Source organism: Galactobacter caseinivorans, from assembly GCF_003640665.1.
Classification (GTDB): domain Bacteria; phylum Actinomycetota; class Actinomycetes; order Actinomycetales; family Micrococcaceae; genus Galactobacter; species Galactobacter caseinivorans.
On sequence record NZ_QQXL01000009.1, the window covers coordinates 31,785 to 53,307 of the forward strand.

The window sequence follows — 21,523 nt, forward strand, 5'->3', positions numbered from 1 at the left end:
CAGGTGACCGCGTCAGACGGATGGAAGATCCGCCGCGGAGGGGAGATCGAGTCAATGCAGCGAGGCACCAACCTTGGTCGGCTGGGGGGCTATAACCAGGCGGTTGTCCTTGAGTCCATTCGGCGTGCGCCGGAGGGAATCTCCCGAGTCGAGCTGGCGGGGTCCACTGGGCTCTCCCCTCAGACCATCTCAAACGTGGTCCGCAGGCTGCTGGATGACGGGTGGGTCCGCGAGGGTCGCACCGTCATCTCCGGGCCGGGCAAGCCGCGCACGCTGCTGGAGCTGGTCCCGGACCGTCTGGTCTCCGTGGGCATTCACCTTGACCCGTCCATGCTGACGTACGTGATCGTGGATCTGCGCGGCACCATTGTGCTGCGCCGCCGCGTGCCGCTGCCCACGGCCGGCACCCCGGAGGAGACCGTGGCCGCCATTGCGGCAGAGGTCAATGCTTTGATCGAGGAGAGCGGCTACCCCCGGGCCAACGTGGTGGGGGTTGGCGTTGCCTCCCCGGGCCCCGTTGACCTGGAGCGCGGCGCCGTCATTGCCCCGCCGCTGCTGACGGGCTGGGGTGAGGTGGAGTTGACCGCTCCGCTGCGCGAGGTGCTTGGCCTGGAGGTGGTGCTCGCCAAGGACACCGTCGCCGCCGCGACCGCAGAGGTGTGGGTGGGGCAGGGCCAGGACCTGCGCGACTTTGTTTGTGTGTACGTCGGCACTGGAATCGGTGCCGGCTTGGTGGTGGACTCTCAGGTCCTCTCCGGGCAAACGGGCAACGCGGGCGAGTTTGGCCACCTGATTACCGGAGTGCAGCAGCCCGTTGACTGCACGGTGTGTGGGCGCAACGATTGCCTCGCGATCAACCTGAACTTTGACACCGTGATCCGCCTGGGCCGCGAGGCCGGCATTGAGTCGGCTGAGCTGGACAGCGCGCAGGCGGGCGATCACATTCGCGCGGCCGCCGCGGTGATTGACGCGGCAGATCGCGGAGTGGACGGCGCACGTGAGATTGGGCTGCAGCTGGCCGAGCAGGTGGCGCGGGCCGTGGGCCACATTTGTTCGCTGATGGACGTGGACCAGGCCGTGATCTGTGGACCGCTCTGGGAGCAGCTGCGCGGTTACGTCACGGACGAGGTCACGACGCAGATCAACGAGTCCTTCCACGGCACGTTGGAGCGCCCCGTGACGGTGCTCAGCTCGACGCTGGGCGGCTGGATCAGCGCCATTGGCGGGGCCTGCGTGGTGCTGGATGATTTGCTGGCGCCCAAGACCAGCGGGTTGTTGCTGCGCTAGGCCGCCGGCCCTTCCGGGTCAACGCGAGCGAGTTTGCGCATTCCCTTGACAAAGGGGTCAAACTCGACTGATATATATTTCGGTGGGAGTGCGGTGTCGCGTCTGTCACCGGTACCGCACCAGACTCAACTCCTGTGCGACCGGTCGGCGATGTGACGCGGATACCGGGGGGACACGCCACCGGGGGCCGCCGGTCGGGCAAGGAATGATCCTTGCGCGACCGGCGGTTTTTCTTTGCTCGCGCCTCACGGTGAAGAGCGCCTGCGCCTGCGCCTGCCCTTAGGCGCGAGGCCCGGTGGGCGCGGCCACGAGACCTGCGGCCGCGAGGAGCCTGCCCGACGACGTTCGGCCGGGTACACGACGGGCCCCGCACCGAGGTGCGGGGCCCGTTTGTTTGGGTGCCCCTGACCGGAATTGAACCGATGACCTGCCCTTTAGGAGAGGGCCGCTCTATCCAACTGAGCTACAGGGGCGTGGCGGCCCGGCGCTGCCGGACGACCGTGACCATCTTAGCGGGCACCCGGCTCCTGCAAAGTCGGATCATTCCAGCGGCGGCGGAACTCGCGCACAAAGGAGGAGACCAGGCAGTAGATGACCAGCAGGATGCACAGCGCCAAGAGGATGCCAGAGGCGGTGGTGAGGGCAGAGGCCAAGCCGGCCAAAGCGTCGTCGGGCGCTCCGAGCAGCTGATCCACCACAATATTGTGCGTGATCGCGACCAGCGCGAACACGATGGGGAGGGCAAAGAGGGCCTTGCGCCACGCGGTCTTGGGCCCGTGCAGGCCAATGCTCAGCGAGGTGGCGAGGGCGACGACGATCGCGAAGATGGTGCCGGCGGTCTTGTGTACCCAGGAGAGCTGGCCGCGGGCGGCGGAATCCATGGCCTGGCGCAGTGAGTCAACGTCCGCGGCGGAATAGCCAGCCCAGCGATGATCCAGCATGGTCTGGCCCACCAGATCACGCATCTGGGACATGGAGGAGAGGTGGTAGTACCAGCCCATGAACAGCGCCGTGACAATCACCACGATCAGGATCACGTTGGGGCTGCCGCCGTTCTCCTCCGCGACCGGCGCCTGCGCCGCACCGGACGACTTGGCTGGCTGGGGAGCCGGACGCCGCTGCGGGCTCTGCTGGCGCGGGACGGGGGAACCCGCCTTGTTGCGGGATCGTTTGGAGGACATGTCTTCCATTATCGGTGATGCCGAGCGTGCTGACGACGAGGGCGACGGCGACCACCACAACGACGACGACGCTGGGCAGGGTGTCAGGGTGGGCACCTAGACTGAAGGAGCCATGACTGCCCTCTTTGCTGATGCCCCAGACCCGCGCCCCGCGCCGACGCCCCAGTCCCTTGTTGCCGGGCTGAATCCGCACCAGCGGGAGGCGGTGGAGCACCAGGGCGGGCCGCTGCTGATCGTGGCGGGAGCCGGTTCCGGCAAGACCCGCGTGCTGACGCACCGCATCGCCTACCAACTCGCCACGGGCCGTGCCCGTCCGGGTGAGATCCTGGCCATCACCTTCACCAACAAGGCCGCCGCTGAGATGCGGGAGCGCCTCGAGGGGCTCATCGGGGACGTGGCGCGGCGCATGTGGGTCTCCACCTTCCACTCCTCAGCCGTGCGCATTCTGCGCCGCGAGGCCAGCGCCGTTGGCATCAAGAGCAACTTCTCCATCTACGACTCGGCAGACTCGCTGCGCCTGGTCACGCTCGTGGCCAAGGGGCTGGAGCTTGACCCCAAGCGCTTTGCGCCCAAGGCGCTGCTGAACAAGATCTCCGCGCTCAAGAACGAGCTCATTGATGCCGAGGACTTCGCCTCCACGGCCTCCTCGCAGGACCCCTTTGAGCGTGCCGTCGCCGAGGTGTATTCCGGCTACTCGCAGCGCCTGCGCCAGGCCAACGCCATGGACTTTGACGACCTCATTGCCCAGGTGGTCTACCTTTTCCGTGCCTTCCCGGCCGTGGCGGATGACTACCGCCGCCGCTTCCGCCACGTGCTGGTGGATGAGTACCAGGACACCAACCACGCCCAGTACGCGCTGGTGCGTGAGCTCACGGGCCCGGAGGGGCACACGCCTCCGGGGGAGCTCACCGTGGTGGGAGACTCCGACCAGTCCATCTACGCCTTCCGCGGCGCGGACATCCGCAACATCGTGGAGTTTGAGAAGGACTACCCGAACGCGGACACCATCAAATTGGAGCAGAACTATCGCTCCACGCAGACCATCCTCTCTGCCGCCAACGCGGTGATCTCCAACAACACCAATCGCCCCGTCAAGCGCCTGTGGACCGCCGAGGGGGACGGCGAGCAGATTGTGGGCTACGTCGGGGAATCGGAGCAGGACGAGGCGCGCTGGATTGCCGACGAGATCCTGCGGTTGGAGGACGAGGAGGGCCTGCGTCCCGGGGACGTGGCCATCTTCTACCGCACCAACGCTCAATCACGCTCCCTGGAGGAGCAGCTGATGCGCGTGGACCTGCGCTACAAGGTGGTGGGTGGCACCCGCTTCTACGACCGCAAGGAAATCAAGGACGCGGTGGCGTACCTGCGCGTGCTGGTGAACCCGGATGATGACATCTCCGTGCGCCGCATCCTGAACGAGCCCAAGCGAGGGATCGGGGATCGCGCGGAGGGTGCGGTCGCCGCCCTGGCCGCGCGCGAGCGCATCACCTTCATGGAGGCGCTGCGCGCGGCGGACACCGCCCCGGGCATCGCCACCCGCTCGCTGAACCAGGTCAACGGCTTTGTGAAGCTCATTGACGACCTGGCGACCGTCGCAGAGGGCTCCGGCGCGGTGGCCGCGCTGGAGGCCGTGCTGGAGCAGACGGGCTACTTGGAGACCCTGCGCCTCTCCTCAGATCCGCAGGACGAATCCCGCGTGGAGAACCTGGCGGAGTTGGTCGCGGTGGTCAGGAACTTCGAGAAGGAGCACCCCGATGAGGGGCTCTCCGCCTTCCTGGAGCAGGTCTCCCTCGTGGCGGACGCGGACCAGATCCCGGCCACCCCGGATGACCAAGAGGGGGCGGACATGGCCGCGCGGGAGGGGCAGGTCACGCTCATGACCCTGCACACCGCCAAGGGCCTGGAGTTCCCCGTGGTGTTCCTCACTGGCATGGAGCACGGCATCTTCCCGCACCAGCGCTCCATGACGGATCCGTCCGAGCTCGCGGAGGAGCGCCGCCTGGCCTACGTGGGCCTCACCAGGGCCCGCCAACGCCTCTACCTCTCCCGCGCCGAGTACCGCTCCCTGTGGGGCCAGTCCCAGTACAACCCGGCCAGCCAATTCCTAGAGGAGATCCCGGTGGACCTGGTGCGCTGGGAACGCGAGGGAAGCGTGCGCACCCCCGTGGGCTTCCAGGGCCAAGGCAGCGGCGGCTGGGCCAATTCACGCTACGACCGCGGCTCCAGCTGGGGCGCGGGCGGCAGCTCCTGGGCGGTGCCCGGCGGCGGATCAGCCTCGCGGCGCACCGGGGATCCCGAGCCGCATTCCCTGGTCACCTCGCCCTCGCAGCGCGCCTCCACGCGAGCAGCCAAGGGCTCCGCACCGCAGGGAGACGGCGAGATTCTGGTGCTGGCACCGGGGGACAAGGTGATCCACACGACCTTCGGCGAGGGCAACGTGCTCAGCACCGAGGGCTCCGGACCCAAGACTGTCGCCAAGGTCGCTTTCGCGACGGTGGGGGAGAAGCGGCTGTTGCTGCGTTACGCGCCGCTCTCCAAGGCGTAGGTGACGCCTGTCACGCCCAACTTCTCTACGCGGCGTCGAACTGTGATCGCGGCGCATCAAGCGCTACGCTGAAAGACGGCGCCCAGTGCGCTGCGGGACCTTTACGGTCTCGCGCCGCCCCTCCCGCCCGGTCAACTGCCCGGGCGGTGGACGGTGCATCCATGACTTCTTCAGGAAGAGGACACAACCGTGGACCTGTATGAGTACCAGGCGCGCGACATGTTCGAGAAGCACGGTGTGCCCGTGCTTGCCGGCATCGTGGCTACGACCCCGGACGAGGCCCAGGCGGCCGCAGAAAAGATTGGCGGCGTTGTTGTCGTCAAGGCCCAGGTCAAGGTCGGCGGCCGCGGCAAGGCCGGTGGCGTGAAGGTCGCAAAGACCCCCGCAGAGGCCCGCGAATACGCAGAGGCCATCCTGGGCATGGACATCAAGGGCCACACGGTCAAGAAGGTCATGATCGCCCAGGGTGCAGACATCGCCGAGGAGTTCTACTTCTCCGTGCTGCTGGACCGCGCCAACCGCAACTACCTGGCCATGTGCTCGGTGGAGGGTGGCATGGAGATCGAGGTCCTCGCCGTTGAGCGCCCCGAGGCCCTGGCCCGCGTGGCCGTGGACCCCACCGTCGGCATCGACCAGGCAAAGGCCGACGAGATCGTCGCCGCCGCGAACTTCCCGGCCGAGAAGGCCCCGAAGATCGCCGCCGTGATCCTCAAGCTCTGGGACGTCTTCAAGAACGAGGGCGCAACCCTCGTTGAGGTCAACCCGCTGGTCGCCACCGGCGCCGGCGACATCGTTGCCCTGGACGGCAAGGTCTCCCTGGATGACAACGACTCCGAGGTGCGCCACCCCGAGCACGAAGAGCTCGTGGACCAGGACACCGAGGACCCGCTGGAGGCCAAGGCCAAGGCTGCAGGCCTGAACTACGTCAAGCTGGATGGCCAGGTCGGCATCATCGGCAACGGCGCTGGTCTGGTCATGTCCACCCTGGACGTGGTGGCCTACGCCGGCGAGAACCATGGCAACGTGAAGCCCGCCAACTTCCTGGACATCGGCGGTGGCGCCTCCGCAGAGGTCATGGCCAACGGCCTGGACGTCATCCTCAACGATGAGCAGGTCAAGTCCGTGTTCGTCAACGTCTTTGGCGGCATCACCGCCTGTGACGCCGTCGCCACCGGCATCGTGAAGGCCCTGGAGATCCTGGGCGATAAGGCCTCCAAGCCCATCGTCGTGCGTCTTGACGGCAACAACGTCGAAGAGGGTCGCCAGATCCTCGCCGACGCCAACCACCCGCTGGTGACCATGTCGCTGACCATGGACGAGGGCGCCGACAAGGCCGCCGAGCTCGCCAACGCCTGAAGGGACTGAAGGAACAAACTATGTCGATCTTCATCAACAAGGACTCCAAGGTCATCGTTCAGGGCATCACCGGCTCTGAGGGCGCCAAGCACACCCAGCGCATGCTGGCCGCTGGCACCAACATCGTGGGCGGCGTGAACGCTCGCAAGGCTGGCCAGGTCGTGTCCCACGAGGGCAAGGACATCAAGGTCTTCGGCACCGTCAAGGAAGCCATGGCAGAGACCGGAGCGGACGTGTCCATCGCGTTTGTGCCCCCGGCCTTCACCAAGGACGCAGCCATCGAGGCCATCGAGGCCGAGATTGGCCTCCTGGTCGTCATCACCGAGGGCGTGCCGGTGCAGGACTCCGCCGAGTTCTACAACCTCTCCCTGAAGAACGTGGGCGCAGACGGCAAGCCGAAGACCCGCATCATCGGCCCCAACTGCCCCGGCATCATCACCCCGGGCGAGTCCCTGGTGGGCATCACGCCCGCCAACATTACCGGCAAGGGTGGCGTGGGCCTGGTCTCCAAGTCCGGCACCCTGACCTACCAGATGATGTACGAGCTGCGTGACCTGGGCTTCTCCAGCGCCATCGGCATCGGCGGAGACCCGGTCATCGGCACCACGCACATCGACGCGCTGGAGGCCTTCGAGAACGACCCGGAGACCAAGGCCATCGTCATGATTGGTGAGATCGGTGGCGACGCAGAGGAGCGCGCCGCGGCCTACATCAAGGAGCACGTCACCAAGCCGGTCGTCGGCTACGTGGCTGGCTTCACCGCCCCGGAGGGCAAGACCATGGGCCACGCCGGCGCCATCGTCTCCGGCTCCTCGGGCACCGCGCAGGCCAAGAAGGAGGCCCTCGAGGCCGCCGGAGTCAAGGTCGGCAAGACGCCTTCCGAGACCGCTCGCCTGCTGCGCGAGATCTACCCCGCCTGATCCCCTGATCACGCACTGACAGCTCGCAGTCACACAGCAGGGCCCCGGTTCAGAGATGAACCGGGGCCCTGCTTTTTTGTGCCCGACGGCGTGTTGCCGGGTGTGCGCTGCGGTGCGGACCGCTGCAGGCCGCTCCGAGGGGCCGCGCCGTGTGGGACGCCCTCGCGGCGTCCCACAGCAAGCCGGAGCTACTCCGCGAGCAGGTCCCGGATGTCGTCCGCGGTGAGGGCGGAGCCAAAGCCGTCGCCGCCGTCCATGACGGAGGAGATCAGCGCGCGCTTGGCATCCTGCAGAGCCACGACCTTCTCCTCGATGGTCCCCTCGGAAACCAGCCGGTACACCATGACGTTGCGGGTCTGACCGATGCGGTGGGCACGGTCAACCGCCTGAGCCTCCGCGGCGGGATTCCACCACGGATCCAACAGGAAGCAGTAATCCGCCTCGGTGAGGTTCAGGCCAAAACCGCCTGCCTTCAAGGAGATGAGGAAGACCGGAGCATCGCCGTCCTTGAACTCGTTGATGGCATCCTCGCGGCGCCGCGTGGAGCCGTCCAGGTAGGCGTACTTGATGCCGGAGGCGTCCAGGCGCTCCGCGGCCTTGCGCAGGAAGGAGGTGAACTGCGAGAACACCAGGGCGCGGTGGCCCTCTGGTAGCAGCGCCTCCAGGTGCTCCTGCAGCACGTCCAACTTGGCGGAACCCACCTTCAGGTACTCGTCATCCACCAGAGCGGCATCCAGCGCCAGCAGACGCAGGATGGTGAGCGACTGGAAGATGGTGAAGCGGTTGCGGTCCATGTCATCCACCAGGCGCAGCACCTTCTGGCGCTCATGCTGCAGGTGCGTGTCATAGATCTTGCGGTGCTTCTCGCTGAGCTCCACCTTGAGCACCTGCTCCTGCTTGCGGGGCAGGTCCGTGACCACGGCGTCCTTGGTGCGGCGCAGCATGAACGGGCGCACCCGCTTGCGCAGGCGCGGCAACTGATCCGTGGCCTCCCCGCGCTCAATGGGCCGGGAGAACTGCTCCGCGAACTTGGTGGAGGACGGGAACAGTCCGGGGGAGGTAATGGCCAGCAGCGACCACAGCTCCATCAGGTTGTTCTCCATGGGGGTACCGGTGATGGCCAGCTTCACCCGGGCGCGCAGATCGCGGGCCGTGTGGTGGGCCTTGGTGGCCTTGTTCTTCACGAACTGAGCCTCATCCAGCAACAGCGTGGCCCAATCCACCTCCTGATACGCGTCCGCGTCCAGGCGGAAGAGCGTGTAAGAGGTCACCAGGATGTCCACACCGGCCAGCGTGGAGGAGAGCGACTGCTTGGACTTGGCCTGCGTGTCACGCACTGCCACGGCCTTCAGGTGCGGGGCAAAGCGCTTGATCTCCGCGAGCCAGTTGGGCACCACGGAGGTGGGAGCCACTACCAGCACGGGGCCGGGACCGCCGGCGGCCACCGGCAGGCCGGCGCGCTCCGGGGTACGCCAGGCGCGCTTCATGTAGCTGAGCAGGCCAATCATCTGCAGAGTCTTACCCAGACCCATGTCATCGGCGAGGATGCCGCCAAGGCCCTGACCCCACAGCGACGCAAGCCACTGGAAGCCCTCGGTCTGGTACGGACGCAGGGTGGCGTTGATGTCATCCGGCAGGTCAACCCGCTCGCCCTGACCCAGCTTGGCCAGCCCGGAGATGGCTGCATGCCAGGAATCCGGGCCCTCCACGGTGGTGGCCAGCGCCTCGAACTCCTCCCACAAGGAGACCTGGTACCGCGTCAGGCGCAGCGGGTCCTTCTTGTTATCGGTGAGCTGGCTGGCCTCAGAGACCAGCGCGCGCAGCTTCTCAAAGAGCGGCTGTTCCAGCGACACATACGTCTTGTCGCTCATGAGTAGGCGCGTCTGGCCAAGGGACAGGGCCCGCAGGATGTCCGCGTACGGGATCTGCCGCCCGCCGACCGTGATGATCAGCCCCAAATCAAACCAGTCGTGCTTCTCAGACTCCACGGTGGTGACCGTGAGTTCCGGGGACTCGGTCAGCTCGCGATAGAGCGGACGGGTGCCCTGAATGTCCAGCTTGACGTTCTTGAGCGCCTCCAACTTGGGCAAGGTGCGGCGCACAAAGTCCACGGTGTCCAAGCCCTGCAGCACCCGCGGGGTGAGCTCGCGACCTGCCAGCGCGGCGGACTCTGAAAGCACCTGCAGCACGGCATTCTGCACAGTCTCCTCTGCGGCGCGGTCACGCGAATCCGGATCCACCCCGCCCGGCCCGTAGTCCACGTCAAAGTCCAAGCCGACCGTGTCCTCCGGGCGGAACTGCACCGTGATCTTGAGCGACGGCGGCGCGATGCGCGGCAGCTCCACGGAGCCGTCCGGGCTGTTCAGGCGCACGCGGCGCCCCAGGCGGGCGTACACGCCAGAGAAGAAGTCCTTGACCTCGTCTGCGGGGATGTCAGCGGTGGACGGACGCACCACCATGTGGCGCGTGGCATCGTCAATCCGCTCATCTGACGGCGCCATTTCCAGCGTCTCGCCGTCGGTGCCCAGGGCGTACGCCCCGTGCCTGCCCACGGTGCCGGCCGGAACGTCGTCTGCCAACACGACCCGCCGCCCACCGATACGCAGCGTCGGTTCCAGGCACAAACCGCCGTCGGGCGTCTTGGAGAAGTCCATCTTGACGGAGGAGCTCTCCAGCAACTCCACGGACTCCACCATGCCGGTGCCGATCAGCTCGATGCCAAGGTCAGCGGCCTCGTGCAAAAGCGGCCACACCAGCGAGGAGGAAAAGTCATCCAGCAGCAGCCAGTCGTTGTCCTCGCCAAAGTACAGCTCGCCGTTGGCGCGGTAGAGCGGCACAAACTGGCAGAACCAGCGGTGCTGCTCCGGGTCAAGTGCCAACCCGTAGGTCTTGAAACTGATGGTGTTCCAGCGCAGATTGCCGCGCACCCAGCGGTCCTGGCTGTTGAGCACCATAGGGCGCACGGCCAGCTGCCAGCGCCCACGGATGCCCTTGATGTGGGTGGGAGCCTGGCCCGGCGCGTAGGCGCGCCGAGCGGCGTCGCGCGTGTCCTGCAGCTCGAACTGCAACGCCATGGGCTGGTACTCGGGGTCCGTCTCGGTGCCGCGAGGCGGGCGCCCGGCCTCCAGGATGCGATCAAGCGAGGAACGCCACGCAGTGTCCTTGGGAGGGGTGTTAGCGGCCGTCGCGGCCGCCTGATCCTTGGCCTGGCGGTGGCGCGTGTTGGAGCCGATCAGCAGCGCCGCACAGTGGCGGCAGTCGCCGTCCGGATCCGTGGCACAACTGGTATCGGTGACCACCCAGGCCTCTTTCACGTGGGCCAAAGCGACGGTCGCGGAATGCTCCACACCGTCGTCATCTGCCACGCGGCCGGAGAGTTGGCCGGTGGCCACATCCCAGTCCAGGTCTGTGAGGCGGTCAGAGTCCACCAGGGACTTGCCGCGAGTGAAGGACGCGCCGCCCACCTGTCGGAGGACTTCGCGTGCGTCGATCATGGGGAAAACGGAAGAAGGCATCAGCGGAATTTTCTCACTCATCACCCCCAGCGCGAAATCAGGAGGACTAAGGAGGGGGCCTTAGGGTGGTGTGCATGATCACACGGCTGGGGCGCAGCGCCCCTCGCATCCTTGATGTGGACCGGATTGAGGACTTTGAGCGCCGCGCCGCCGGGGCCAAAGCCATGCGCGGCTGGCACCTCTACGGCCTGGATTTATCTGGGCAGGAGGCCACGCTGGCGCGGCTTGATCCCGCCGGGGCCGTGCTGGTGGATTGCCTCCTGAGCGCCGCCGCTGCCGCGGACTTACGCGCGCGTGGCGCGTATGTGGTGCACGACGGCGTGGGGTCCGCTCCCGTCCTCGCGGACCGTTCGCGCCTCTACACGCCGCAGGAACTCTACGCAGGGCTGGGGGAGGGCCCCTATGAGGACGTGCCGGACGCGCGCATCTACGCGTGGGCGCGCCAACACCTGGGCGTCTCCGGAGAGGCGGTCACGGACGTGGAGTTGTCCCAGGACGCAGCGCGGCTGGCGGCCCTGCACGACCACGCGATTGCGACGGCCCTGCACGCGGCCGTGTCCTCCGGCCCCTTGGCGCACTTCCCCCTGGTGGGTGTGATGGGCGGACACGGTTCCCAGCGCGGCAGCGCCGGATATGTTGAGGCCGCACACTTGGGGGCGGCCCTGGTGCGCTCCGGCGCTCGCGTGGCCACGGGCGGCGGCCCGGGAGCCATGGAGGCGGCCAACCTGGGCGGGTACTTGGCTGGGGTGCCGGGCATGGATGAGGCCCAGATGAACGCGGAGATAGCGCAGCTGGCCGCGGTGCCGGGACCGGTGCCGGACCCGGGTGCGTGGGCGCGTGGCGCCTTTGAGGTGCTGGCGCGCCACCCCGGCGGCGCCGAGGGGCTGGGCATCCCCACCTGGTTCTATGGCCACGAGCCGCCCAACGTCTTTGCCACTCACCTCGCCAAGTACTTCTCCAACGCCCAGCGCGAATCCGTGCTGCTGGTCGTGACTGGTGGCGGCACCGTGGTGATGCCCGGGGCAGCGGGAACCGTGCAGGAAATTTTCCAGGAGGCCTGCGAGGGCTACTACGGCGCACCGGAAAAGGTGGCGCCGATGGTGCTCTGGGGCACCGAATACTGGACCAAGAAGCTACCCGCCTGGCCGCTGCTCCTGGCCCTATCCAAGGGCAGCCCCCTGGAGGGGAAGGTGCACCTCGTGGACTCCGTCCCGCAGGCGCTGGCCGCCCTGGGTCTCACCGACCCCCAGGGGGTGAACGCGTGAGCAGCACCCTGGTGGTGGTGACCCAGTCCGCGGCCAGCCCCGAACGGCTCTTTGACGTGTCGCTGTCTATCGATGAGCACCTGGGGTCCATGGCGGGCTCCGGGGAGCGAGCCGTGGCCGGGGTGACCAGCGGGCTGATTGGTCTGGGCGAGACCGTGACGTGGCGCGCCAGGCACTTCGGGGTGTGGTTCACCATGACCTCGCGCATCGAGGAACTGGAGCGGCCCCGCGCGTTCGTGGATCAGCAGCTGAGGGGCCCCTTTAAGCTCTTCCGTCACGAACACCTCTTTGAGCCACTCGGCACCGGGACGCTCATGACGGACACCATCACGCTGGCCTCCCCCGTGGGAGGGGCGCTCGCCGAGCGGCTCTTCCTGGTGCCGTACCTGCGCAGACTGATCCTGCAGCGCAACCGGCACCTGCTCGCATCCCTGGAGTAAACGCCGTCGGGCAGGGCAGGGCAGGGCAGGGCAGGGCAGGGCAGGGCGTGGCAGGGCAACCTGGCTGGGGCGGCCGCCGCAACGCACAAGGCAGCGGTCAGCGCGCCCAAGGCGCGCCGGCCGCTGCCCGGTACGGCTACGCAACTACGCTGCGGAAACCCCGAAGATCAAGCCGAGCAGGTAGGTCACGGCGGCGGCGCCCAAGCCGATGCCGAGCTGGCGCAGGCCCCTCTTCAGGGGAGACGCGCCGGAGAGTAGGCCCACGATGCTGCCGGTGAACAGCAGCGCCGCGCCGACCAGCACAGCCGCCCAGATGATGGCGGTGAGGCCGGTCAGCCCCAGGATGTAGGGAATGATCGCGACGACGGCGCCCGCAGAGAAGCACAGGAACGAGGAGAACGCGGCGCCCAAGGCGGAACCGATCGTGTCCGGCTCCTCGCTCTCCTCCAGCGTGTCGCCCTCCTTGAGACCGGGCGGCAGGGAGGTGGACGGATCGCAGTCACAAGACAGGCTGCCCAGGCGCTCGGCCGCGCGATGCTCGGCCGCCTCCTCGCTCATGCCCCGCGCCAAGTAAACGTACTTGAGCTCGTTTTCGCTCAGATTCAGATCAGGAGCGGCGCGCAGGGTGGCGTGCGTGGGCTGGGACGCCTGCACCAGTTCGCGCTGGGACCGCACGGAGACAAACTCTCCCGCACCCATGGACAGTGCGCCCGCGAGCAGGCCGGCAATGCCGGAAAAGAGGACAAAAGAGCTCGAGACGCCGGTCGCGCCGATGCCAAGCACCAGAGCCAGGTTGGAGACCAGGCCGTCGTTGGCACCAAAGACGGCGGCACGGAAGTTGCCTGCCAGGCGCAAGCGTCCCTCCGTCGCGAGCCCGCGCATCACCTCCTCATGCACCGCCTCATCCGCGGCCATGGAACGCAGCGCGTCCGAGTCCTTGGCGTACGGCGAATTGCCCTCCGCACGCTGGGCCAACGCCAGGATGAAAACGGAGCCAAAGCGCTGGGCAAGGAAGCGCAGCAGCACGCGTTGGGCGGACGGGCGCGAGGGCGTGGCGTACTGGCCAAGCTGCCCGCGCCAGTGCTCGGCATGGCGGGCCTCCGCGGCGGCGATGCCACGCAGCACGCGGGCCTCCTCCGGGCTCTTGCTGCGCTCGGCGAGCGCCTCATAGATGGCGCCCTCAGCCTCCTCATCTGCGAGGTAGTGCCGCCAGCGCTTGATATCTCTGGGGCTAGCCGGGCCTCTGCGGGGTACGACGTCCTTGCGGGGTGCCGCTTCACTTGGTGAGGCTGGGGTCCGGGCCGGTAGGTGATCCGCCACGGTTACTCCTGACGATTGGGGCCGGCCCTAGGCGCGGCGCTCATCAGCGGCGGGAATGCCCGCCGTCCCTTGATCTTAGAAAAATCCCCGGCGGGGTGCGGCGCGGATTCTTCGCCTGGATTAACCCGGGCTTGCAGCCCAGGCTTTCCTGCCCGACGCCGCGTGGTCAGCTCACATGCACCCAGGGTCGCCTGGTCAGGTCCGGTTCCGCCTCACGCAGCACCTCGCGGGTCACCGGAGCAATTTCTCCCTGGCCCAGGAACACAAAGCGGACAAAGTTGGTGACGGGGGAGCCCTCCGTCCAGCGGAAGTACACGTGACTCATCACGCCGCCCTGGTCACGGATGGCTAGGAGGACGGCTGCGATGGCGGAGGGGACCGAGCTGGCGGAGACCTCCAGGATGCCAAAGCCGTGGCGCTGCGCGGCGGTGACAAGCAGGTCGCCGGTGAACTCCGAGGCGTCGCGCACATTGACCTCCAGGAAGAGCGGAGTGCAGCCGCCGGGGAAGGAATTGGATTCCAAGGCGTGGGCCAGCTTGTGCTTGTAGCGGGCGGCGGTCATGCGGACCGGCTCGTGCGCCACCAGGCGCAGTTGCTTGTCCCTCCCGGCGCTGGCCCGGATCATGGCCATGGCCTCATCTGAGAGGGTGACGGAGGTGGCGCGCACCTCCGTTGAGCGCTTGAAACGGGAGGCAAAGGAGACGGCGATGATGCACAGAATGAACACCCCGCCCACCTTGAGCCCGTCAGGACGCTCGATGCAGTTGGTGATCAGCGTGTAGACGAACACGAGCGTGATGACGCCAAAGCCGATCGCGGAGCGCCGGTGCCCCGTGCGGTGTTGTTGCAGCGTCACGGCGAGCGCGGCGGAGGTGATGAGGACCAGCACGCCCGTGGCGTACGCGCCGCCCTGGGCCGTGACGTCCGCCTCGAAGATCACGGTGATGATGGCGGCGATCACGCCGAGGAAGAGGACAAGCGGCTTGGTGGCCGCGGCCCATTGCGGGGCCATGCCGTAGCGGGGCAGGTACCGGGGAATCAGGTTGAGCATGCCCGCCAGCGCGGAGGCGCCAGCGAACCAGAGCACCAGGATGGTCGCGAGGTCATAGACCGTGCCGAACCCCTCTCCCAGCAGCTCATGCGCCACGTATGCCAGCGCGCGGCCGTTGGCCTTGCCACCCTCCTCAAACTCCGCCGCCGGGATCAGCACGGTTGTGGCGAGGGAGGAGGTGAGCAGGAAGGTGCTCATGATGATGGCGGCGGTGGTGAGCAGCTTGCGGGCGCCCACGATGCGGCCGATGGGGTTGGCCTTGGTGTCCTGCGGGCCGGACTTGATCTGCGGCATCACGGCCACGCCGGTCTCAAAGCCTGAGAGCCCAAGGGCCAGCTTGGGGAAGACCACCAGGGCGATGATGAGGATGGAGAGCGGGTCAGGGTGGGCGGTGGTGAGGGCGGTCCACCAGTTATCCACCAGGTGCAGATTGGCGCCGATGTGACTCAGGGCCACCACGATCACCACGGCGTTCAAGGCCAGGAAGACGGCGACCAGGACCACGGCCAGGTTGATGACCTCGTCAAAACCGGCCAAGAACAGAAGCACTAGGCCAAGGATCAGCACCAGCGTGATGGCCACGCGGTGCTCGTCAAAGACGTCCGGAACCAGCGGGTTCTCCACGATGTGCGCCGTGGCATCCGCGGTGGACAGGGTGGTGGTGATCATGAAGTCCGTGGCCGCGAAGCCCAGCAGCACCAGCACCAGCAGCTTGCCCCACCAACGGGGCAGCAGCTTCTCCAGCATGGCAATGGAGCCCATGCCGTTGGGTGAGGCCTTGGCGACCTTGCGGTACACGGGCAGCGCACCGAAGACCGTAATGAGGATCAAGACCACGGTCGCGAGCGGGGCCACGGCGCCGGCGGCCAGCGCGGCGATGGCCGGCTGGTAGCCCAGCGTGGAGAAGTAATCCAGGCCGGAAAGGCACATGACTTGCCACCACGGCTTGCCCTTGCCGTGGGATTCTTCTGCCTGCTGCGCAGGGGGAGGTGCGTACGTCACGCCGCGACACTACGCGCCTTCGCGGCCCGCAACGCCAAGAAGGCGTGAGGATCCTGTGAGGATCTGCCCCAAGCTGTGTGGTTCCCGTCACCGGAGGGCGGCGGAGGCGGGCGGGGCGGTACACAACAGGCTCGACGCCGCTGCGGTTCAGTACGGGAGCGGGCGCCGGTACCCGGCGGCGTCGCGCCGATCAACGATGCCCTTCAGCACCGCGCGCGCGGGGGCCGGATCAGCGCCAGGCGCCGCGGCCACATAACAGGGACGAAAGACGGGCCGCTGCCCCTGGCTGGTGGTGGGTGGCCCTGCGGTGGTGGGCTGCCCGACGGTGGCGGCCCGCTCAGAGGAATAGGAGCGCGCGTCGTAGCTGCCCCCGGACGCAGTGACGATCAGCGCCGCGGCAGCCACGTCCCACGGCTTCACATCCACGCCGAGCACCACATCATCCCGCCCGGCGGCGATTCCGGCCAGAGAGAGGGAGGCACAGACGGGCCTGCGCACCGTGGCATAGGAGGTGATCAGTGTGCCCAAGTCCTCCATCACCACCGGCCCCTCCGCGCGCACCGCCTCGCCGCCGGGGTAATCGGTCGCCAGGGCGCAGGCGCTCGCCGCACCCCGCCCAGAGGGGGAGAGGCGCGTGGAACCCAACCACGCGGCGTCGGGCACAGCACTGAAAATCTCACCCGTGGCCGGGGCGTGCACCACGGCCGCTACCGGCTCGCCATCGACGCACGCCGCGAGAGAGATGGCGAAGAGCGGGTGGCCGTGGGCAAAGTTGCTGGTGCCGTCGATGGGGTCAATCACCCAGGTGATGTCCCCGGTGCCGCGGCGGCCGTGCTCCTCTCCCAGGTAGGCGGCGCGCGGCCCGTGGGCCTGGAGGAACGCGATCAGTTCCTCCTCCACGCGCCCATCCACGGCCGTCACCAGGTCGTGGCGGGAGCTCTTGGTGGCGCTGGTGACGCCGGTCAGGAAGGCCTCGCGGACGGTGGGGGCCACCGCGGCGGCGGCGCTGAGCGCAAGGTCAAGCAGGGATTCAGGGGTGGGCGTTGGCACCCACCCAGGCTAGGCCCTGCCCGGATTGCGGGTGTGGTTCGGGGCGCGCGCGCCGAGGATTCATGCAAAACTGGGGAGCGTGTCCGTTCCTTACCGCGCCGCACCTCTGAGCGGCCTTGCCCTAGCCCTTGAGGACCGTTGGCACCAATGGCGCCTGGTTCAAGCGGAGCGGCGGGGCTGGACCCCGACCGTGCTGCCCTACCGGGGTTACGGGCTCTCTGGCCCGGACGGCTGGGTGCGCATCATTGCGCGCACCGTCATGACCAAGCCCGGCGCCTTTGTGGGCGGGCGCCACCTGCCCGCAGTGGTGGAGGACGGCGTGCGCGGCTGGCGCAACTTCATCTCTCCCACCATCCTTGGTGGCCAGGTCACCGTGCGCATCGCCGGGGCCGAATACGAGGTCCAGGCGGATCGCGGCGGCGTCGTTGACGCGCGCATCGCGGTGAACCTGCCCGTGGGCTGGCACTCCGTCAGCCTGAGCATGGGCGGCGGCGACACCGCCAACGCCGCCGTGTTTGTGGTGGACCCGGCAGAGGACTTTGGGCTCATCTCAGATGTGGATGACACCGTGGTGGTGACCGCGCTGCCGCGGCCCATGCTCGCGGCGTGGAACTCGTTTGTGCTGGATGAGCACGCGCGCAACCCCACCCCCGGCATGGCCGTGCTCCTGGACCGCATCACGCGCCAGCACCCGGCCTCGCCCACCCTGTACCTCTCCACAGGCGCATGGAACGTGAACCAGGCGCTGAGCCGCTTCCTGGCGCGGAACATGTACCCGGACGGCGCGCTGCTGCTGACCGACTGGGGGCCAACCGAGGGCCGGCTCTTCCGCTCCGGCACCCAGCACAAGGTGGATCAGCTGCGCCGGCTTGCCCAGGAATTTCCGCACGTGAAGTGGCTGCTGATTGGCGACGACGGCCAGCATGACCCGGAGATCTACGCCGAGTTTGCCCGCCGCTACCCCAACAATGTGCGCGCCATCGTGATTCGCCAGCTCACGCCGAGCCAGGCCGTGCTGGCTGGTGGTCGCAGTGCGGGCATCATGAACTCCACCCCTGGCATCCCCTGGGTGTACGCGGCAGATGGCGGCCGGATCGCCACGCGCCTGGAGTCCCTTGGTCTGCTGGAGGCGGCGCCGCAGCTGGATGCGGACGATAAGGAACTGCACCCGTGAGCAGGGTGGAGGTACAGATTCCCCTGCGCTGGGCGGATATGGACGCCTACGGTCACGTCAACAACGTGAACCAGGTTCGCCTCATGGAGGAGGCCCGCGTGGCCGCCTTTGGCGTGCCAGGCGGCACCGGTTCCCCCGTGGCCCAGGCCGGCAAGGTGGACCTCTTTGAGAACGTGGGAGATCACGTGCTGATCCTGGTGGTGGATCACGCGATTAGCTACGTACAACAGCTGCCCTACCGCGACGTTCCCGTGCGCATCCACGTGTGGATGGACAAGATCAAGGGGGCGTCTTTCCGCGTGAACTACGAATTTTTTGACGGGCACGACGGCGCGCTGACGACCCGTGCCAGCACCACCCTGGCGCTTTTTGACGAGACAACAAACCGGTTGGTGCGCCTCCCAGAGCAACACCGGGCGGCGTTTGCCGCCTACACCGACGAAACGGAGTAGAACCATGAAGCCAGAAGGTCGCAAGGACGCCAGTCGCTCGGAGAAGCGCAAGTCCCGCCCGCAGCACGTGGCGCAGGTCCTCTCCACCCGGCGCATCAGCGATCATCTGGTCTCGCTCACCCTGGGCGGGCCCGGCCTGGCGGCCTTTGAGGCCAAGGACGCCACCGATCAGTACATCAAGCTGCTCTTTGCCGACCCTGCCCTCGGCCTGACCCCGCCCTATGACCTGGATGCCATCCGCGAGCAGCACGGGCCGGGCGGAGTGCCGGTGCGGCGGACGTACACGGTGCGTTCGGTGCGAGCCGGGGCCGACGCCGCCGGCATCGAGATTGACGTGGAGTTTGTGACGCACGGCGACGAGGGGCTGGCAGGCCCGTGGGCCGCCGCCGCCCAGCCCGGCGACGTGATCGCGTTCTCTGGCCCCGGAGGCAATTTTGCCCCGACTCCCGGCTCCTGGCAGTTGCTGCTCGGGGACGAATCCGCGCTGCCGGCCATCGCCTGCGCCCTGGAGGCCATGGGTCCGCAGGAGCGCGGGGTGGTGCTGTTGGACGTTGAGGGTCCGGGGGATGAGCTGGAACTTTCCGCCCCAGCCGGCGTCAGCGTGAGGTGGCTGCATCGCGGTGCCGCGTGGACGCCGTCGAGCACTCAACTGGACGCGGCCGTCAGGGCCGTGCAGATCCCGGAGGGTGAGCCGGTGCAGGTGTTTGCCCATGGCGAGCGCGAGACCATGAAGGCGCTGCGCAAGCACCTCGTGGAGGAGCGCGGCCTTGATCGCCGCCAGCTCTCCCTGTCCGCGTACTGGGCCTATGGCCGCGCTGAGGATGCCTTCCAGGCGGAGAAGCGCACGCCGATTGGAAAGATCTTTCCAGAGGACGCCTGAGCTCGCCACCCTCGCGTGTGACGTACGCCTCAGCGCGCGGTAGGCTGGCCCGGCACCCTGGCGACACCCCACCAAAGGAACTCTGTGACCGCTCAGCCTCTGCCCTTTGGGGCCCGCCACAGCTTTCTGCGCGCGGTGCCGGCGCTAGCCCTCCTTGGCCTCGTTGCCGCCGCGCTCGGCCTGGTGTCCCTCTCCGGACCCGGCCCCGAACTCGTCACCCACGCCTGGGCCTCACTAGCGCTCGCCGCGGGCCTGCTCACGGGGATCGGCAGCGCGCTGGAGCGCCGCGAATCCGTCCAGTTCCGGCTGGCCGTCATCACCCTGATCAGCGTCCTGTGCGGCGCCGCAACGATGGGGATGAGCTACGTCAGCTAAACAGCCCCGCCTCGACCCCGAGGCAGAGCGCGTCGGGGCAGCCTACGGGGTCTCGGCGCAGGCCTACGCCCGCGCGCTCCCCGACCTTGGATTCGAAGCCCCAGCGGACGTGGCGTGGTTGCGTCGCTTTGTCGAGTGCGTCGTTGACGCGGGTGACGGGGACCTTCCGGTGCTCGACGCCGGCTGCGGGACCGGGCGCCTCTTCTCACCTTTGCGCGCGTGGGGCCTGCACGGCGTCCACGGAATCGACGCGAGCGAGGGCATGCTCGCGGTGTCTCGGCGCCTGCACCCGGGAGTCCGCGTGCGGCAGGCGTCCCTTGACCGGGTGCCGGAACCGGACGCCTCACAGGCCGGCATCCTGTCCTGGTACTCCATCATTCACACGCCCACCGAACTGCTTGGCCCGGTGGCGGCGGAGTTCGCCCGGCTCCTGCGACCCGGCGGGCTGGCCCTCGTGGCATTCCACAGCGGCGGCGAGCCGCGGCCGTCCCGCTTCCTGGACGGCGCCGGAGGCAACGTGGAGTTGCACCCCCATCCGGTGCCAGCCGTAGCATCCGCTCTCGTTGAAGCGGGCCTGGAACTGGTGGCGTCCGGCCTGCGACCACCCCGCGCGGATGAGCGCGACGCCCAAGCGTTTGTGCTGGCACGCATGCTGGACCGCCAGCCTGCGGCCGCCTGAGCACCAAGGGGCGAAAAGCGGCGCGTCGCTGTGCCAGGCTGAGGCGTATGAGTTCACTCCCTGAGCACTACCGCCTCAGCCCCACTCCTCCCAGCGCGCAGCGCTACCGCGAACTGCGCCAGCTGTGCGGCCTCAGCGCCATCACCCAGGCTCAGGCCGAACGCGGCATTCAAGGCAGCTGGGCGTGGCTCACGGTGCTCTCGCCCACTGGCCAGGTGGTGGGGATGGGCCGTGTGGTGGGAGATGGCGGGTGGTACTTCTTGATCTCGGACATGGCCACGCTCCCGGAACATCAGGGCCTGGGGATTGGCCGGGCAGTGCTCACCTCACTGCTTGGCCGCATCCGCGCGGAGGCCGAGCCGGGCGCCTACGTCACCCTGACCGCGGACCCTCCGGGGCGGCGCTTGTATGAGTCCATGGGATTTGCCGACGTCGCGCCCGCCCATACCGGCATGGCGATGAAGCTCTGAGGCCCTCGATGAAACAGGAATCGACGCCGCGGGGTTCGGCGCCGCAGGAAGCGGCGCCGCAGAGCTCGGCGCCGCAGAGCTCGGCGCCGCAGGAAGCGGCGTCCGGGTGGGTGATCCAGGGCGCGCAGGTGGCCGGCATCGCGGACTTCTACGCTGAGCTCAACCGGCTCCTGATGCAGGACGAAGACTGGGAAGTGGGTCCCAGCCTGGATGCGCTCAACGACCTGCTCTACGGGGGCATCGGTGCGCTCGTGAATGTGGAGCGCCCACGCTTTGTTTGGCGGGACCACGCCGCTTCGCGAGCGGCGCTGGGGGTTCCTGCGACCGAGGAATGGCTCCTGTCCAAGCTGACGAGCCCGGCCGGATTTGATCAGCAGGGGATCCGCGTCCAGCTGGCGGCGCTGCGGGCGGGGGAGGGCCCCAGCTACTTTGACCTGATCCTTGAGGTGTTTGCGGAGCATCCCGAGGTGGAGTTGGTCCTGGAGTAGCTCGCGCGGCTTCCGCGTGTGGGTTTGCGGCTCGGGATCGTGGTTTGCGGCGCCCAGGTGGGCCGCAAAGGTC

Annotated in this window: 18 protein-coding genes and 1 tRNA gene; 13 read left to right on the plus strand and 6 right to left on the minus strand. The window is 67.9% G+C overall.

Annotated features, from left to right (window positions below):
• Positions 1–3 precede the first annotated feature (3 nt).
• Positions 4–1,287, plus strand: a complete 1,284-nt coding sequence (locus DWQ67_RS12900) for an ROK family transcriptional regulator (protein ID WP_233556096.1) — start codon at positions 4–6, stop codon at positions 1,285–1,287.
• A gap of 399 nt (positions 1,288–1,686) precedes the next feature.
• Here DWQ67_RS12900 and DWQ67_RS12905 read toward each other — a convergent pair.
• Positions 1,687–1,760, minus strand: a tRNA-Arg gene (locus tag DWQ67_RS12905).
• Between the two features lie 36 nt (positions 1,761–1,796).
• Positions 1,797–2,468, minus strand: coding sequence for a hypothetical protein (locus DWQ67_RS12910; protein WP_121486019.1), 672 nt, complete (start codon positions 2,466–2,468; stop codon positions 1,797–1,799).
• A gap of 112 nt (positions 2,469–2,580) precedes the next feature.
• Here DWQ67_RS12910 and pcrA point away from each other — a divergent pair, with 112 nt between their 5' ends.
• The 3 genes from pcrA (at position 2,581) to sucD (ending at position 7,289) form a co-directional block, all read left to right on the plus strand.
• Positions 2,581–5,013, plus strand: a complete 2,433-nt coding sequence (gene pcrA, locus DWQ67_RS12915) for a DNA helicase PcrA (protein WP_121486020.1) — start codon at positions 2,581–2,583, stop codon at positions 5,011–5,013.
• A gap of 189 nt (positions 5,014–5,202) precedes the next feature.
• Positions 5,203–6,369, plus strand: a complete 1,167-nt coding sequence (gene sucC, locus DWQ67_RS12920) for an ADP-forming succinate--CoA ligase subunit beta (RefSeq protein WP_121486021.1) — start codon at positions 5,203–5,205, stop codon at positions 6,367–6,369.
• 20 nt (positions 6,370–6,389) lie between these two features.
• Positions 6,390–7,289: a succinate--CoA ligase subunit alpha gene (gene sucD / locus DWQ67_RS12925; protein WP_121486022.1), complete on the plus strand. Its 900-nt coding sequence runs from the start codon at positions 6,390–6,392 to the stop codon at positions 7,287–7,289.
• A gap of 188 nt (positions 7,290–7,477) precedes the next feature.
• Here sucD and DWQ67_RS12930 read toward each other — a convergent pair whose 3' ends face one another.
• On the minus strand, positions 7,478–10,804 hold the full coding sequence (locus DWQ67_RS12930; protein WP_147433701.1) for a DEAD/DEAH box helicase: 3,327 nt from the start codon (positions 10,802–10,804) through the stop codon (positions 7,478–7,480).
• Between the two features lie 74 nt (positions 10,805–10,878).
• Between DWQ67_RS12930 and DWQ67_RS12935 the strand changes: the two genes are divergently transcribed.
• Together DWQ67_RS12935 and DWQ67_RS12940 are read left to right on the plus strand one after the other, a co-directional pair.
• Positions 10,879–12,069, plus strand: a complete 1,191-nt coding sequence (locus tag DWQ67_RS12935; protein WP_121486024.1) for an LOG family protein — start codon at positions 10,879–10,881, stop codon at positions 12,067–12,069.
• On the plus strand, positions 12,066–12,509 hold the full coding sequence (locus DWQ67_RS12940) for an SRPBCC family protein (protein ID WP_121486025.1): 444 nt from the start codon (positions 12,066–12,068) through the stop codon (positions 12,507–12,509). Before DWQ67_RS12935 ends, DWQ67_RS12940 begins: the two co-directional genes overlap by 4 nt.
• 144 nt (positions 12,510–12,653) lie before the next feature.
• Here the strand turns inward: DWQ67_RS12940 and DWQ67_RS12945 are convergent, their stop codons facing one another.
• From DWQ67_RS12945 to DWQ67_RS12955, 3 genes are all read right to left on the minus strand, one after another.
• Entirely contained in the window at positions 12,654–13,829 is a 1,176-nt protein-coding gene (locus tag DWQ67_RS12945) for a VIT1/CCC1 transporter family protein (protein ID WP_121486026.1), read from the minus strand.
• Between the two features lie 166 nt (positions 13,830–13,995).
• Positions 13,996–15,810, minus strand: a complete 1,815-nt coding sequence (locus DWQ67_RS12950) for an APC family permease (protein WP_121486027.1) — start codon at positions 15,808–15,810, stop codon at positions 13,996–13,998.
• 219 nt (positions 15,811–16,029) lie between these two features.
• Positions 16,030–16,932: an inositol monophosphatase family protein gene (locus DWQ67_RS12955; protein ID WP_121486028.1), complete on the minus strand. Its 903-nt coding sequence runs from the start codon at positions 16,930–16,932 to the stop codon at positions 16,030–16,032.
• A gap of 79 nt (positions 16,933–17,011) precedes the next feature.
• Between DWQ67_RS12955 and DWQ67_RS12960 the strand changes: the two genes are divergently transcribed.
• From DWQ67_RS12960 to DWQ67_RS12990, 7 genes are all read left to right on the plus strand, one after another.
• Entirely contained in the window at positions 17,012–18,106 is a 1,095-nt protein-coding gene (locus tag DWQ67_RS12960; protein WP_121486029.1) for an App1 family protein, read from the plus strand.
• Positions 18,103–18,558, plus strand: coding sequence for an acyl-CoA thioesterase (locus tag DWQ67_RS12965; protein ID WP_233556097.1), 456 nt, complete (start codon positions 18,103–18,105; stop codon positions 18,556–18,558). The genes DWQ67_RS12960 and DWQ67_RS12965 overlap by 4 nt, the downstream gene beginning before the upstream one ends.
• Positions 18,559–18,562: 4 nt before the next feature.
• Positions 18,563–19,438: a siderophore-interacting protein gene (locus DWQ67_RS12970; protein WP_121486030.1), complete on the plus strand. Its 876-nt coding sequence runs from the start codon at positions 18,563–18,565 to the stop codon at positions 19,436–19,438.
• 84 nt (positions 19,439–19,522) lie between these two features.
• Positions 19,523–19,813 (plus strand): hypothetical protein, encoded by a 291-nt coding sequence (locus DWQ67_RS12975; RefSeq protein WP_121486031.1) that lies wholly within the window; start codon positions 19,523–19,525, stop codon positions 19,811–19,813.
• Positions 19,814–19,922: 109 nt separating this feature from the next.
• A complete protein-coding gene (locus DWQ67_RS12980) occupies positions 19,923–20,492 on the plus strand; it encodes a class I SAM-dependent methyltransferase (protein WP_121486032.1) in 570 nt (189 codons plus the stop codon).
• Positions 20,493–20,539: 47 nt separating this feature from the next.
• On the plus strand, positions 20,540–20,962 hold the full coding sequence (locus tag DWQ67_RS12985; protein ID WP_121486033.1) for a GNAT family N-acetyltransferase: 423 nt from the start codon (positions 20,540–20,542) through the stop codon (positions 20,960–20,962).
• 8 nt (positions 20,963–20,970) lie between these two features.
• Positions 20,971–21,450, plus strand: a complete 480-nt coding sequence (locus DWQ67_RS12990; protein ID WP_233556098.1) for a ribonuclease inhibitor — start codon at positions 20,971–20,973, stop codon at positions 21,448–21,450.
• Positions 21,451–21,523 lie beyond the last annotated feature (73 nt).

Excerpts from the sequence above, each read along its gene's own strand:
- DWQ67_RS12910 (WP_121486019.1), bottom strand. The coding sequence starts at position 2,468 with ATGTCCTCCAAACGATCCCGCAACAAGGCGGGTTCCCCCGTCCCGCGC.
- pcrA (WP_121486020.1), top strand. The coding sequence starts at position 2,581 with ATGACTGCCCTCTTTGCTGATGCCCCAGACCCGCGCCCCGCGCCGACG.
- sucD (WP_121486022.1), top strand. The coding sequence starts at position 6,390 with ATGTCGATCTTCATCAACAAGGACTCCAAGGTCATCGTTCAGGGCATC.
- DWQ67_RS12930 (WP_147433701.1), bottom strand. The coding sequence starts at position 10,804 with ATGCCTTCTTCCGTTTTCCCCATGATCGACGCACGCGAAGTCCTCCGA.
- DWQ67_RS12935 (WP_121486024.1), top strand. The coding sequence starts at position 10,879 with ATGATCACACGGCTGGGGCGCAGCGCCCCTCGCATCCTTGATGTGGAC.
- DWQ67_RS12950 (WP_121486027.1), bottom strand. The coding sequence starts at position 15,810 with ATGTGCCTTTCCGGCCTGGATTACTTCTCCACGCTGGGCTACCAGCCG.
- DWQ67_RS12970 (WP_121486030.1), top strand. The coding sequence starts at position 18,563 with ATGAAGCCAGAAGGTCGCAAGGACGCCAGTCGCTCGGAGAAGCGCAAG.
- DWQ67_RS12985 (WP_121486033.1), top strand. The coding sequence starts at position 20,540 with ATGAGTTCACTCCCTGAGCACTACCGCCTCAGCCCCACTCCTCCCAGC.
- DWQ67_RS12990 (WP_233556098.1), top strand. The coding sequence starts at position 20,971 with ATGAAACAGGAATCGACGCCGCGGGGTTCGGCGCCGCAGGAAGCGGCG.